At 62.3% G+C, this 12,985-nt stretch carries 11 protein-coding genes; 6 read left to right on the top strand and 5 right to left on the bottom strand.

Annotation, left to right across the window (positions count from 1 at the left end; all coding sequences use genetic code 11):
* Window positions 1–21: 21 nt before the first annotated feature.
* Together OKW26_RS04920 and OKW26_RS04915 are read right to left on the bottom strand one after the other, a co-directional pair.
* Complete coding sequence (locus OKW26_RS04920; RefSeq protein WP_429352862.1) at window positions 22–507, bottom strand: hypothetical protein; 486 nt, start codon at window positions 505–507, stop codon at window positions 22–24.
* 391 nt (window positions 508–898) lie between these two features.
* Window positions 899–2,230, bottom strand: coding sequence for a PLP-dependent aminotransferase family protein (locus OKW26_RS04915; protein ID WP_429352861.1), 1,332 nt, complete (start codon window positions 2,228–2,230; stop codon window positions 899–901).
* Window positions 2,231–2,320: 90 nt separating this feature from the next.
* Here OKW26_RS04915 and OKW26_RS04910 point away from each other — a divergent pair, with 90 nt between their 5' ends.
* Together OKW26_RS04910 and OKW26_RS04905 are read left to right on the top strand one after the other, a co-directional pair.
* Window positions 2,321–2,917 (top strand): DJ-1/PfpI family protein, encoded by a 597-nt coding sequence (locus OKW26_RS04910; RefSeq protein WP_429352860.1) that lies wholly within the window; start codon window positions 2,321–2,323, stop codon window positions 2,915–2,917.
* 57 nt (window positions 2,918–2,974) lie between these two features.
* The gene (locus OKW26_RS04905) at window positions 2,975–3,319 is read left to right on the top strand and encodes a hypothetical protein (protein ID WP_429352859.1); all 345 of its coding nucleotides are present in this window, start codon (window positions 2,975–2,977) and stop codon (window positions 3,317–3,319) included.
* Window positions 3,320–3,591: 272 nt separating this feature from the next.
* On the opposite strand, the gene OKW26_RS04900 is transcribed toward OKW26_RS04905, so the two are convergent.
* Both OKW26_RS04900 and OKW26_RS04895 read right to left on the bottom strand, forming a co-directional pair.
* Window positions 3,592–5,616: an FUSC family protein gene (locus tag OKW26_RS04900; protein WP_429352858.1), complete on the bottom strand. Its 2,025-nt coding sequence runs from the start codon at window positions 5,614–5,616 to the stop codon at window positions 3,592–3,594.
* 370 nt (window positions 5,617–5,986) lie between these two features.
* Window positions 5,987–6,892: a LysR substrate-binding domain-containing protein gene (locus OKW26_RS04895; protein ID WP_260321020.1), complete on the bottom strand. Its 906-nt coding sequence runs from the start codon at window positions 6,890–6,892 to the stop codon at window positions 5,987–5,989.
* Window positions 6,893–7,034: 142 nt separating this feature from the next.
* Here OKW26_RS04895 and OKW26_RS04890 point away from each other — a divergent pair, with 142 nt between their 5' ends.
* Both OKW26_RS04890 and OKW26_RS04885 read left to right on the top strand, forming a co-directional pair.
* Window positions 7,035–7,877, top strand: a complete 843-nt coding sequence (locus OKW26_RS04890; RefSeq protein WP_090807829.1) for a class II aldolase/adducin family protein — start codon at window positions 7,035–7,037, stop codon at window positions 7,875–7,877.
* A 93-nt stretch (window positions 7,878–7,970) separates the two neighbouring features.
* Window positions 7,971–9,284 (top strand): MFS transporter, encoded by a 1,314-nt coding sequence (locus OKW26_RS04885; protein WP_429352857.1) that lies wholly within the window; start codon window positions 7,971–7,973, stop codon window positions 9,282–9,284.
* A gap of 48 nt (window positions 9,285–9,332) precedes the next feature.
* Here the strand turns inward: OKW26_RS04885 and OKW26_RS04880 are convergent, their stop codons facing one another.
* The gene (locus OKW26_RS04880; RefSeq protein WP_090807832.1) at window positions 9,333–10,019 is read right to left on the bottom strand and encodes a GntR family transcriptional regulator; all 687 of its coding nucleotides are present in this window, start codon (window positions 10,017–10,019) and stop codon (window positions 9,333–9,335) included.
* A gap of 227 nt (window positions 10,020–10,246) precedes the next feature.
* Between OKW26_RS04880 and OKW26_RS04875 the strand changes: the two genes are divergently transcribed.
* Window positions 10,247–11,788 carry a Rieske 2Fe-2S domain-containing protein gene (locus tag OKW26_RS04875; protein ID WP_090807834.1) on the top strand — a complete coding sequence of 514 codons (1,542 nt, stop codon included), beginning with the start codon at window positions 10,247–10,249 and terminating at the stop codon, window positions 11,786–11,788.
* Between the two features lie 81 nt (window positions 11,789–11,869).
* Window positions 11,870–12,865: a PDR/VanB family oxidoreductase gene (locus OKW26_RS04870; RefSeq protein WP_429352856.1), complete on the top strand. Its 996-nt coding sequence runs from the start codon at window positions 11,870–11,872 to the stop codon at window positions 12,863–12,865.
* The last annotated feature ends 120 nt before the right edge of the window (window positions 12,866–12,985 follow it).

Raw genomic sequence — 12,985 nt, 5'->3', positions numbered from 1 at the left:
TACTGCGCGGGCCTTTTGCCGTTACGCCTGATTCCAGCGATTGGGCCTCAGGGGCGATCCACCACGATGCCACTTGCGCCGTTCTGTTGCGATTTTCTCCAGCAACTGCAACACCTCTTCGCGGTTGCCGGCTTTATCCGCCTGTTCCATAGCGGCCCGGTATTCATCAGGCGTCGGCTCGACACCATCACAGCACCGGTTCACCACCACCGTAAGCGCATCCATCGGCGGACCGACATACCGGGCACGCAACGATGACATCGCATCATGCGTGAGTTGGGTCAGATCGTCGGTCTGCAACACGGCGGCGCTGATTCTCAGCACGGGTTCCATCCACGCAAGCAATTCTGCCGAATGCTGCTTTCGCACTTCGAGCGAACGAAGATTGTCGTAGCAGCGCTTCCTGTTGTTATGGTCGAACGTGGCGGGCGCGAAACGATACGTGAACTCGGTTCGCGTCCATCCGAGGTACTCACGCACATAGGAGACATTTGCACCAGGCCTCATTTCCCTACCTCCAAAAGGCAAAAAAAATCCGCACACGAAGGTGCGGGCACTACCACACACGTCGCAGTCCGGGGATGGGACCTCGACGCTTTACAACGCGATGCTATCCATCCAGGGTGGCTGCGGACGTGCGCGGGCGCTGCGCACCAGTCAGCACATTTCTCCCTTCCGTTTTGCACCGGTTTGTGCAGGAACGAAGCGGTCTTATGCTTGTGCTGGCAACTCGAAAGCGACGCATTCCATGTCGAGGGTCGTTTCGTGCGATGTCGTCGGGAAAGGGCATGTCGCGGCGTGTTCTACGATTGCATCGCAACAGAAAGTACGTCGTAGTGAGACGACAGGTCCTGGCCGGACAATCCTGGTGGACAGACCGCGCCCTCGCGCTTGCCGGTCAGTAGGTCTGTTCGGTAATAACCCGGGCCACTGTTTCCAGCGACCGGCGCAGCGTGGCCAGATCGACGGACCCAATCGCGAGGCGGATGGCGTGAGGTACATGCGTCGATGTCGCGAACGGCAGGGCCGTCGACACTGAAATGCGCTCACGCATCAGCGCCATCGCAATCGCGTCGGCGCGGACTTCCTGCGTCAGGGGGATCCAGATGAAGTACGACGCTGGATGGCTCATCGTCTTAAGCTTGCCGAGCGCTTCGGCGGCAAGGATTTGGCGCGTCTTCGCATCCCGCCGCTTCTCGTCTTCGAGCCGGGCCACCGTGCCGTCGTTTATCCAGTTGCAGGCGATTGCCGTCATGGTTGCGGGAGTGTTCCACGTCGTGGCCCGGATTACCCGTTCAAGCCTGGGAATCCATTCGCGTGGTGCGCAGACGAAACCGACGCGCAGACCTGTCGCGACACTCTTCGACAAGCTCGAGACATAGATCGTCGTCTCCGGAGCAATCGATGCCAACGGCGGCGGAGCATCTTCTGCGAGGTATGCGTAGGCCCCGTCCTCGATGAGGATCAGTCCATGCTGTCGAGCGATACCGACAAGCTCGCGGCGCCGCCGCGCGCTCATTACCCAGCCAAGAGGGTTGTGCAGCGTCGGCATTGCGTAGACGGCGCGTACGCGTCGTCGCTTGCATAGGGCCGTCAACGCGTCCAGATCGGGGCCGCGCCCCGCGGCTGGGATCGGCACGAGTTCCAGTCGAACGGCCTCGGCGGCCAGCTTGAATCCCGGGTAAGTCAGCGCGTCCACGGCAACCACGTCGCCGGGTTCGAGCAGCGCCATAGCGGCCGTCGTCAGTCCGTGTTGCGCGCCGCTCACGAGCAACGTCGTTCCGGCTGTTGCTGCCAGACCTCGGTTCGCCAGGTGGCGTGCCGCAGTAGCGCGCTCGTGCTCGCGGCCACCGTGCGGCTGGTATCGAAGCAGCGACTCGAGGTCGCCGGCCGCCGCGAGCTGGCGCAGCGCTGCCCGAAGAAGGTCTGTCTGACCCGGTGCAGAGGGATAGTTGAAGCTCAGGTCGATCGTAATGGCGCTCCAGGCGTGCAAGTCAACGCCTTGCCCGCGAGGGAGTGGTTCCTTGACGAAGGTGCCACGGCCAGCTTCGCCGCTCACCAGACCCATCGTATGAAGCTCGGCATAGACACGCGTCGCGGTGACCAGCGCCAGGCCCTCGCGAGCAGCCAGCTCGCGGTGCGTGGGCAGACGCGTCCCGGGGGGAAGGCGGCCGTCGCGGATGTCAGCCGCAAAGCGGTCAACCAATTGCTTGTAACGGGCCCCAGGCATGGCTCAATGTATCCATGACAATAATTTGATTGTATTGATTATCGGCCCTACCATGATCTTGCACAACCTCTCCATCTGCCCGAGGACGTCATGCACATCACCATTCTGACCTTTGAAGGCTTCAACGAACTGGACTCGCTAATCGCGCTGAATATCCTTAACCGGGTCAGAAAGCCGGGCTGGCAGGTATCGATTGCCAGCCCAGCGGCGAAGATCCGTTCGATGAACGGAGTGGTCCTGGAGGCGCAAGCGTCGCTGAAGGACGCTTGCGAGGCCGACGCGGTGCTGGTCGGCAGTGGAATACCGACACGTGGAGTGGCCGCCGATGCCGCGCTGATGTCGCAGTTGCGGCTCGATCCGACTCGCCAACTGCTGGGCGCGCAATGTTCGGGCACGCTGATACTCGCGAAACTGGGCCTGCTGGATGGCGTTCCGGCCTGCACGGATCTGACTACCAAACCGTGGGTCGAAGAGGCGGGCGTGCCGGTGCTCAATCAGCCGTTCGTGGCGAAGGGGAATGTCGCGACGGCAGGCGGGTGCCTGGCTTCGCAGTATCTGGCCGTGTGGGTGATCGCGCGTCTGGAGGGCGTCGAGGCTGCGCGCGCCGCGATGCAGCATGTCGCCCCAGTAGGCGAGAGGGAGATCTACGTGACGCGGGCGATGGCGAACATCGCGCCATTCATCTGACGCAAAACAGAGGCACTTCGCACGTCCTTCAAAGCCGACATTGCTGGAGTCCAGTCTGTGGTCATCGTTCTTGTTTTCAAGCTCCTCGTTACGCCGCTGTTGCTATTGACTGCAAGCCTTGCCGGTCGTCGCTGGGGTGATGCGATCGGCGGTTTGCTGGTGGGAATGCCGCTCACGTCGGGGCCGATCTCAGTGTTTCCCGCACTGGAGCATGGACCCGCCTTTGCTGCGCAGGCGGCCTTTTGCATTGCCTATTGCAGGCTGGCGATCTTGGGATGGCCGACGGCTCTCGCGGGGGGCTTCGCGATATTTTCTGTCGTAGCGACCGTTCCGCAATGGAGTGCGCTGCCGCATACCGGCCTGTTTCTTTGTTGCTCATCGCAGGGCTCGTGGTCAGTGTGACGCTTTTTGCGGCTTATGTCGGGGCCAAAACGAACGAAACCGCTCGCGCGGTAAGGGGCTCCGGCCAAGACCGGCCGTTCGACGCTGGTGTATAGATCGTTTTCAATTGCAGTGCACGGTCGTCAATTGTCACGTGGAACTGTGAGCATCTGCTCTAGCGACTATGCTAACGAGCGCGGACTTGCCGTCATTTCGCCTGAAAGAATACGGTCATGAAAACGCGGAATTTCTCCGACGCAAGGCCGCGGTCAAACAGGGGCTCGCTGGCGTTCTTATACGGTTCCCACGTAGCTATCAAATGCGGTCACGAGATGCTGGATCGCCTGTTCGAGGTCATCTGCCGGCGTTTCAAAAGACTGATTCAGTGGCATCGCTTCCCTCGACGTCAGGGCTTCCAGCAGTGTGGCGGTCATCTCATCGTAGCGATTGGCCCTTTCCCGGTCATGTGCTTCCGGTTCCCCGCTCCGAAGGACTTCGATCACCGCGGCGGCGCCGCAAACCACCCGCACCGCGACGGTCAGGTTCCGCAGTTGTTCGAGCCGCGCAGATCGCCGCTGGCCCTCCAGGAGCATACGTTCTCTCGCAACTTCAAGCCGTGAGCTGGCCAGACCGGCTTCGCGTTGGAGGCGATCGAGGGCGGCGGTCGATCCTCCAGCCATCCGAAGCGCGGCGGACGCGAATGCCATGTTGGCCGAAATCGCGGCTGAGATCACTGCATTCAGCGCGTTACTCTCCTTCGGCGGCCAGAGAAGAAAGCTCGCCGCCACGCCTACGCAGGCACCGACGAATTCATTGGTAAGACGAGCGACAATCAATCCCTCCGCCGGATGGATGAAATCCGACATCAGCATGAACATCGGCGTCAGGAAGACAACGAACAGACCGTAGTTGACCAACCTCAATGCGACGGTCACCGCGGCAAGCGGCAAGATCGCCAATGTCACCGCAACCGGACCGGACAGACTCGTCAGAAGAACAGCGGCGATCGTTGCGCCGATGAGGCTGCCGCATGCACGCTCCAGCACGCGCAACCATGTATTGGCGGAAACCGGTTGGGTCACGACGATTGCAGCGATCACGCCCCAGTATGCAAACGTGACACTCAGCGATGTGCCGATCATGAAAGCGACCACCGATGCGACAGCCACCCTCAGCGCATGGTCCCAGACCAGCCTTTCAATCTTGACCGCGCGAGCGGCGGCAGGCGCGGGCGTCTCGGGGTCCATTGCGAGCGCATGTCGCCCGTCCGCGAGCCGAGCGATGGCCCTTGCCGCAAAGGCAACGGCGCTTGCCGTTTGGTCCGTCCGTTCAGCCGTCTGCCGCAACAATGCGTGTGCTTGCGCTACCAGCGTATCGGCAATGGGCAGTTCTTGCTGTGCCTGCGCGGCCACGCTTTGCAGCAACTGTCGCAGGCCCTGGAGCAATTGCCGCGATCCATCGTCGTCGGCAATCGCTGCGTTGCGTCGGGCATGACCGATTGCGATCAGCGTGGAAAACACCCTGCCCGCGGCATCGACGCCCGGCCCGAGATCAGGGCCGTTGCGAACATCATGCGCCGCCAATGCCCTGCCGCGCTCGATCGACATGCGCACCCCGCGGCGATAAACGGTATCGAACTCGGTCCAGCCCTGCACATCCATTCCAGGCCGCGAATCCAGCGACTCCAAAAAACCGGCCATGTCCTCGAGCCTGCCGAAGATCGTCGCGAGCGTGAAGCCCGCGGACTGTGGGAACGGGACGGGCCAGAGGAAGATGCAAAACAGCATGGTCCAGGCTGACCCGAGCAGAAAATAGCCACCATGAGCGAGTGCAACGGCAAGCGGCTCGGGCGACGCAATTCCGATCACGACCGCAAGCGAGGCAACCAACCCCGCCTGCGCCGGCATAGGCCCGAGCGAGGGCTTGTAGGACCGTGCCAGTCCACAAAGGAAGACCAGGACAAACAGGGTGACAATGCTGACGGCATAGCCCCAATGCGCGGCATAGGACGCCAGCGGCATGACGACAACGCCCATGGCCGTGAAGATGGCCATCGCCTTCAGGCGCTGTGACCTGGACCCTTGCGGATCGCAGAGACAGTTCCAGAACGCCGCGACGGCTCCGAAAGCGATATCCGAACGACCGAGAATCGCCGCGGCACAGAGCATCGGCGCCATCGCAAGCGCAGCGTGTATCCCTTCCGCAATCCCGATGCGCTCGGGCGTTATGGCGAAGACATGACCTTCAGCCCGCAAGGTCCGACGGCTTACCAGGGATACGAGCTTACCTATTATTGTCATCGCACCTTTGCTGCTCACGAACGTTGATTGCTGGAGAACAAGGCCCAGGAAATGGGCGCCCCCCGGATTCACGCTGCCAGCGCGCTGAGATAGCTGCCGACTCCGCGCTGTGAACGTCTGCTTTTCGCGTATGCGACCGGCGCCTCTGTTTCATTTGCAACACTCCCGCCGCTCATGCGACGTTCATTGTGTTGCATCGACCGGTTGAATCCGCCAATGCGGAGGAGACGTACACGCAATCAGCTTTGGGCGGCCGGGCGGCTAGCCCATTTAGAATCCACGCAGTCTTCCACTGCGGCGGGCTACGAGGATCGCCGCGCGTATGTTCATCGAATATGCGATCGCGGACCTCTCTAAAGAAGCCGGAGAAGGAGACTCGATCTCAGCATTAACCGATGCCCACAGCATCGAGTCCCACCTCCTCGCACAACCAGTCGCAGAAGCACTTCACCTTCTCCGTGTTGCGCTCGTTCACGCGATACGACAGAAAATGCGTCTCGCGGGAGACCGGCTCGAAGACATCCGCGCCCAGCTCAACCAGTTCGCCGCGCGACAACTCACGCTCAGCGAGACGCGTGGTTTCGAGCGCGACGCCCATGCCATCGACAGCGGCGGAGATCGCGAGCGCCCCGCGATCGAACGAGGGCCGCGCCCGCGACGGGAACGGGAGTCCGTTGAGCGCGAACCAGTCGGACCACGTCACGCGGCTGAGCTGGGAATCGATCAGCGTCATTTCCCCGATCTGCTTCTCGATGGCAACGCCGCTTCGCACGAGCGCAGGCGAACACATCGGCACGATGCGTTCTGCGCCGAGCGCGCGTGTCACGATGCCCGCGCGCTCGTGTGCGACCGCGTATGAGATGGCGACATCGACTTCATGCACCCGGGTGAGGTCGATCGGCTCGGGACCGGACGACAGACGGATCGTCACGCCCGGATGCGCCTGCGTGAATTCAGGCAGGCGCGGACCGAGCCACTTGGCGGCGAAGCTCGGCGCGCTGTGCACCGCGAGCACTTGCGCATCGGGCGCGAGCGCGACCTCGCTGCATGCAGCCTCGATCACATCGAAAACGCGTCCGAGGCTCTCATAAAGGCGCCGTCCTTCCGATGTCGCTTCCACCCGCCGATTGCGCCGATGAAACAGCGGCCGGCCGAAATATTCTTCGAGCTCCTTGACCTGATGACTGATCGCGGACTGCGTCAGATGCAGTTCCTCGGCCGCCAGCGTGAAGCTCTCCAGCCGCGCGGCCGCTTCGAAGGCGCGCAGCAGCACGAAATTGGGAATTCGTCTCATGTCTTTCACCGAAACATGAATGTGGTTCATCTTTGTATGAACAGCCATCGTTTGTCAATGACGGCAGCGACCGCGACCATAGGACCCATCGAAGCAATCCGCTTCGACCGGTTCAAACCTCACTTCAAAAAGGAGTCGACCCATGGCAGCAGTGATGGAAACGCGGCCGCAGGCGCTGATCAAGGACGGCAAGGTTTCGATCTATCAGCCGGAACAGGAAGGACTCATCTTTCCGGAGCTTCCGTCATTTTCGAATCCCGCCGCGCAGCGGCAGCATGTGAAGGAACGGCTGGTCGGCGCCTGTCGCGCGTTCGCCCAGCAAGGGTTCGACTACGGCTTCGCCGGACATCTGACCGTGCGCGATCCCGAGAATCCCGGCCTTTACTGGACCAATCCGATGGCCATCCACTTCTCGCAAGTGAAGGTCTCGAACCTGATCTGCGCGGACCATCAAGGGCACGTCGTCGAGGGGCGCCATGCAATCAACCGCGCTGGCTTCGTGCTGCATGCGGCCGTGCACGAGATGCACCAGGACATCGTCGCGATGTGCCATGCGCATACGGTCTACGGCACCGCGTTCGCGTCGCTCGGCAGGCAACTCGAGCCGATCACGCAGGACGCCGCGGCGTTCTACGAGGATCACGTCGTGATCGGCGACGAGGCAGGACAAGTAGCCGTCGAGGTGAAGGCGGGTCACAAGGTCGCGAACGCGTTCAGGGACGTGAAGGCCGCGATCCACCAGAATCACGGGCTTCTGACGGCAAGCCGGCACAGCATCGAATCGGCGGCGTTCTGGTTCATCGCGCTCGAACGGTGCTGCCAGCAGCAACTGCTGGTCGAGTCGACCGGCATCGCACCCAAGCTCGTCACCCCCGAGCGCGCGCGCTACAGCCGCGAGCACGTCGGCAGCGACTACATCGGCTGGCTGCACTTTCAGGCGATCTGGGACGACCTCGTCGCCACGCAGCCGGACATGTTCGACTGATTCCGTAGAAGCAGTCCGAGCACGGCGACAACGCGAGACGAGCGCTAAAAAACGCAGCGTTGCGCCGCAACCTGAACACCAGGAGACACCACAATGAGTTCCGCCAGTCCGGTTGCGTATTACCAGGGCAGAGAGTCGTCCACCTATGCGAAGGTGACATGGCGGCTCTTGCCGTTTCTGTTCCTGTGCTATCTATGCGCGTATCTCGACCGAATCAACGTGAGCTTCGCGAAGCTGCAGATGCTGCAAGCGCTCAAGTTCAGCGACGCGGTCTATGGCGCGGGCGCCGGCGTCTTCTTCGTGGGCTATCTTCTCTTCGAAGTGCCCAGTAACCTGATCCTGCTGCGCGTCGGCGCGCGCCGCTGGATCGCCCGCATCATGATCACCTGGGGCATCGTCTCGGCGGGCATGATGTTCGTCAGAACGCCGATGAGCTTCTACATCATGCGCTTCCTGCTGGGCGTCGCCGAAGCGGGCTTTATCCCCGCGATCCTGCTCTACCTCACGTACTGGTTCCCGGCCTCGCGCCGCAGCAAGGTCACCGCGCTCTTCTTGACGGGCATTCCGATGTCGGGAGTCGTCGGCGGGCCGCTGTCAGGCTGGATCATGAATCATATGAATGCATCGCACGGGCTGGCGGGCTGGCAATGGCTGTTCCTGATAGAAGGCATTCCGACCGCGATCCTCGGGCTGGTCGCGTTCTTCTATCTCGACGACAAGCTCGCCGATGCGAAGTGGCTCACAGACTCGCAGAAAGCCATGCTCGAAGCCGGTCTGAAGGACGAAGAGCCGGCTCACGCGCTGCATTCGGTGAAGGACGGCCTGATGCACCCGAAGGTGCTGCTCCTGAGTGCGATCTACTTCTTCTTCACGATGGGCCTGTACGGCGTGAGCTTCTGGCTGCCCACGCTCGTCAAGGCGAGCGGCGTGGCCGATCCGCTCAATATCGGCCTGCTTTCCGCGATCCCTTACGCGGCGGCGGCCGTCTCCATGCTGCTCGTCGGTCAGAGCTCGGACGCCCGCGGCGAGCGGCGCTGGCATCTTGCGTTGCCCGGGGTGGTCGGAGCGGCCGGACTGTGCACGAGCGTCGCGTTCGCCCATTCGACGCCAATCGCGATGATCGCCCTCACGATCGGCACGATGGGCGTGATGACGACAATTTCGCAGTTCTGGGTGTTGCCACCCGCTATCCTGGGCGGCGCCGCCGCGGCGGCGGGGCTTGCGCTGGCGAATTCGGTCGGCAGCGTATCGGGTGTCGTGAGCCCTTACGTGATCGGGCTGATTCAGACAGGCACGGGATCGACCGGCAACGGCGTACTTGGGCTGGCGGCGAGCCTGATCATCGGCAGCGTGCTCGTCTTCACCGTGCCGGCCGCACTCGTGAACGGCCGGCGCAAGCGGGCTTGAGCGAAGTCCCGCTCCACGCAAAGATCCCGCGATCGCGGGATCATCGCATCAGCTCACTTTTTCTTCCTGCCGATCGCTCAGCACCTGCCCGAGCCGCTCGACGAGATTCTGCCGCGCCCGAGTCGTATGAAGATCGGTCAGTTCCGTCGCGCGCTGCGGGTCGCCATCGGCGATGGCCGCGGCGATGGCTGCGTGCTCGTCCCAGATCGCCTGGCGCTGCCCCGACGACTGCAGCACCGCGCCCATCACCCGTCGCAGATGGACCCAGTGCATCTGCGCGGTCTCCACGATGAGCGGATTGCCCGACGCGGCATAGATCGCGGCGTGGAACGCCATGTCGGCATCGATCATCGCCTTCACGTCGTCGGCCTTCGACGCGCGACGGCCGTTCGTGATCAATGCCTTGTCCAGCTTCGCGCCGCGACCGGCGGCAAGACGCGCGGCGAGCGAGTCGAGCGCGCCGCGGATTTCATAGAGATGGCTGATCCAGGCCGCGTCGAGCGGAGTCACGAGCAAACCCCGCCCGGGCGCGTCCTGCACCAGTCCGTCCTTCTTGAGCAAGCGCAGCGCCTGCAACACCGGCGAGCGCGACACCGCAAGTTGCTCGGCGATTTCTTCCTGCGTGATGCGCGTCCCGGGCGCGAGCGTCCCAGAGCTAATGGCATCGAGCAGCACCTTGTAGACCTCGTCCACGTAGTCGGTGCGCGCCTGAAGCTTGAGCAGTTTCGTCGCCATGATCAAAGCTCGTTTATGGATACAGAATACGGCAAGGGTATAACCGCACCGCGGGAGCGTCAATGTCCGGCGCCGAAGCGAAAAGGTGAATCTCCGCGTTTACCCATAGAGACATCGCCGTATCACGCGACTAATCTTTGGATACAGAGTACGGTGTTCTGAATATCGAGTTCGGCGTTCAAAGTGCCGGCGACTGACAACTCCACCACCTCAAAATAGGATTTGCGATGACGATCAAGGAAGACAAGCTGGAAGGACAGAAGACGAGCGGCGGCAATGTCGTGTCGAAGAAGCTGATTCCGTACGGCGGTTACTACACAAGCAAGGTGCCTGGCCACGATCCCGAGCTCACCGAGACCGGCCCCGGCACACCGATGGGCGAGTTCATGCGCGCGTTCTGGCATCCCGTGTGCATGTCGATCGAACTGACGGACACACCGCGTTATCTCAAGATCCTCGGCGAGGAACTGGTGGCGTTTCGCGATGGCAGCGGGCGCGTGGGCGTGCTGCATGCGCATTGCGTGCACCGCGGCGCGTCGCTCGAATACGGCGCGATCCAGGAGCGCGGCATCCGGTGCTGCTATCACGGCATGGTGTTCGACGTGGACGGCACATGCCTGCATGTGCCGTTTCCGAAGGGCGAAGAGAAGGAAGCCGAGAAATTCGCGTGCTCGATCCAGCAGGGTGCGTACAAGGCGGTCGAGCGCAACGGCCTCGTGTTCGCGTACATGGGACCGCCCGATGCCGAGCCGCCCTTTCCCGAATGGGAAGGCGACTTCACGGTGTTGCCGGGCGACGAGCTTGTGCCGTACAGCAACTTCCAGCATTGCAATTGGCTGCAGGTGCAGGACAACGCCGCCGACAACTATCACCCCACCGCGCTGCATGCCGGCAAGAATGTCGTGAATGGGCAGTACCAGGGCACGACATTCGACGAGGTCGGCGCGGCATCAATGGAAGTCGCGCCCGACATGCACTTCGTGCCGGTGCAGCAGGGCCGCAGCCTCGCCTGCGCGGGCGCGCGTCGAGTCGATAAGGACCGGCTCTTCGTGCGCGTGCAACATCAGGTGCTGCCGAATCTGAGCCTGCATGCGTACACGTCGGAAGACGGATCGAAGAAGAAGCTGTTCAGCCGCTTTCACATCATCCGCTGGACCGTTCCCGTCGACGACGAGAACAGCAAGATGATCGGCTGGCGCGTGATGGGCCCGGGCATCGATACGCGCGGCGTCGGCAAGAAGGAACTCGTCGGCTATGAGTCGATCGACTTTCTCGAAGGACAGGTCGCGATGCGGCGCCCCGAGCGCTTCGGCGAATACAAGCTCGAGGATCTGCCGCCCATTCCGCCGAATCATCGCGAGCGCGAGAACTACAAGGCCGCGCAATACGCGCCCGGCGACTACGAAGCGATCATCAGCCAGCGACCGATCGCCGTGCACGCGCTCGAGAACCCGACGAAGTTCGACGCCGGCCTCTTCCTCTTTCGCAAGTTGCTACGCGATGCGCTGCGCGGCACGAATCCGGCGGCATCGGCGCAGAGCTTCGCCGAGTGGTTCCGTGCGAACGCGGGCGCACCCAACAGCTATTGCTCGGGCAACGTGTTCGAGATTCCCGAAGGCGACACGGTCGAAGAAGAAGTCGCGCGGCGCCGCAAGGTCACGAAGACGATCGTCTCGATCCTCAACGAGAGCGAGCGGCTAAAGGCGGATGAACGCGCAGTGTTCGTGCGCGAGAAGTTCGAGGAACTCGAACAATCGATGAAGAACTGAAGCGCCACGACAAGCAAGGGGCGCGTTGCGCGCCTCGTGCGGCGAATCGGGATTCGGCAGCACATATGAGGGATCAGGAAAATGGCAAGCGAACAGACATCGAACTCCGACGGCAGCACGCTCCAGTTGCTCGTGCGACAGGTTCGTTTCGAAGGCAAAGGCATCAACTCTTACGAACTGGTCGAGCCGTCCGGCGCCGAGTTGCCGGCCTTCACTGCCGGCGCTCATATCGACATCCATCTCGGCGACGGCCTCGTGCGCCCGTATTCGCTGTGCAACGCACCCAACGAGCGCCATCGCTATGTGATCGCCGTGCTGCGCGACGAGCGCGGCCGTGGCGGATCGAGAGCGCTGCACGAGCGCGTGCATGTGCAGGACATCGTGCGCGTGAGCCGTCCGCGCAACCAATTTCAGCTCGTCGACGATGCGCGCAGGGTGATCCTCATCGCGGGCGGCATCGGTGTGACGCCGCTCAAGTCGATGGCGCATTGGCTGGAAGACGCCGGCATCGAATACGAAATGCACTACTGCGCGAGAGATGCGGACTGTGCCGCGCTTTCCGGGGAACTCGAGCCGATGCGCGTGAACGGCCGCGTGCACTTTCACTTCGACGGCGGTGATCCGAAGGCGGGGCTCGACATCCGCCGCTTGCTGAGCGAGCCGTCGCACGGCGTGCACGTGTATTACTGCGGTCCAGCTGGTTTCATGCAGGCATGCGCGGATGCAAGCGCACACTGGCCCGCCGGCACCGTCCACTTCGAGCACTTCAAGGCGCCGGGGCGAAGCGAACCCGCGAGCGCGGCGAACGATGTGGCGGACACGTTCAGCGTGAAGATCGCGAGCACGGGACAGATGATCGAAGTCGCGAACGATCAGAGCATCGCGGACGCACTCGAACAAGCGGGCGTCACAATCGAAACATCGTGTCATGCGGGGCTGTGCGGGACATGCAAGGTGCGGTATCTGTCCGGGGAAGTTGAGCACAACGACTGCATTCTCAACGACGACGAGAAGGCCGAATTCCTGACGGCCTGCGTATCGCGCGCGAGAAGCAAGGTACTGGTGCTCGATCTTTAGCCGAGATGTTCGATTAGACTCGCGATGGAGCTGTGGCCTCTCGAGCGCAAGGAGCCGTTGTCGGATATGAAGCCGACCTTCGTATGTCTCTTCTCACGCACGGACGAAAGGCTGATGATG

This window comes from Paraburkholderia sp. 32 (assembly GCF_050435345.1).
Classification (GTDB): domain Bacteria; phylum Pseudomonadota; class Gammaproteobacteria; order Burkholderiales; family Burkholderiaceae; genus Paraburkholderia; species Paraburkholderia tuberum.
Note: the sequence above shows the minus strand (reverse complement) of the source record. Positions and strands in the feature narration are given on the sequence as shown.

Coding starts and splice junctions, on each gene's coding strand:
- OKW26_RS04920 (WP_429352862.1), bottom strand. CDS start 507: ATGAGGCCTGGTGCAAATGTCTCCTATGTGCGTGAGTACCTCGGATGG.
- OKW26_RS04915 (WP_429352861.1), bottom strand. CDS start 2,230: ATGCCTGGGGCCCGTTACAAGCAATTGGTTGACCGCTTTGCGGCTGAC.
- OKW26_RS04910 (WP_429352860.1), top strand. CDS start 2,321: ATGCACATCACCATTCTGACCTTTGAAGGCTTCAACGAACTGGACTCG.
- OKW26_RS04895 (WP_260321020.1), bottom strand. CDS start 6,892: ATGAGACGAATTCCCAATTTCGTGCTGCTGCGCGCCTTCGAAGCGGCC.
- OKW26_RS04890 (WP_090807829.1), top strand. CDS start 7,035: ATGGCAGCAGTGATGGAAACGCGGCCGCAGGCGCTGATCAAGGACGGC.
- OKW26_RS04885 (WP_429352857.1), top strand. CDS start 7,971: ATGAGTTCCGCCAGTCCGGTTGCGTATTACCAGGGCAGAGAGTCGTCC.
- OKW26_RS04880 (WP_090807832.1), bottom strand. CDS start 10,019: ATGGCGACGAAACTGCTCAAGCTTCAGGCGCGCACCGACTACGTGGAC.
- OKW26_RS04875 (WP_090807834.1), top strand. CDS start 10,247: ATGACGATCAAGGAAGACAAGCTGGAAGGACAGAAGACGAGCGGCGGC.
- OKW26_RS04870 (WP_429352856.1), top strand. CDS start 11,870: ATGGCAAGCGAACAGACATCGAACTCCGACGGCAGCACGCTCCAGTTG.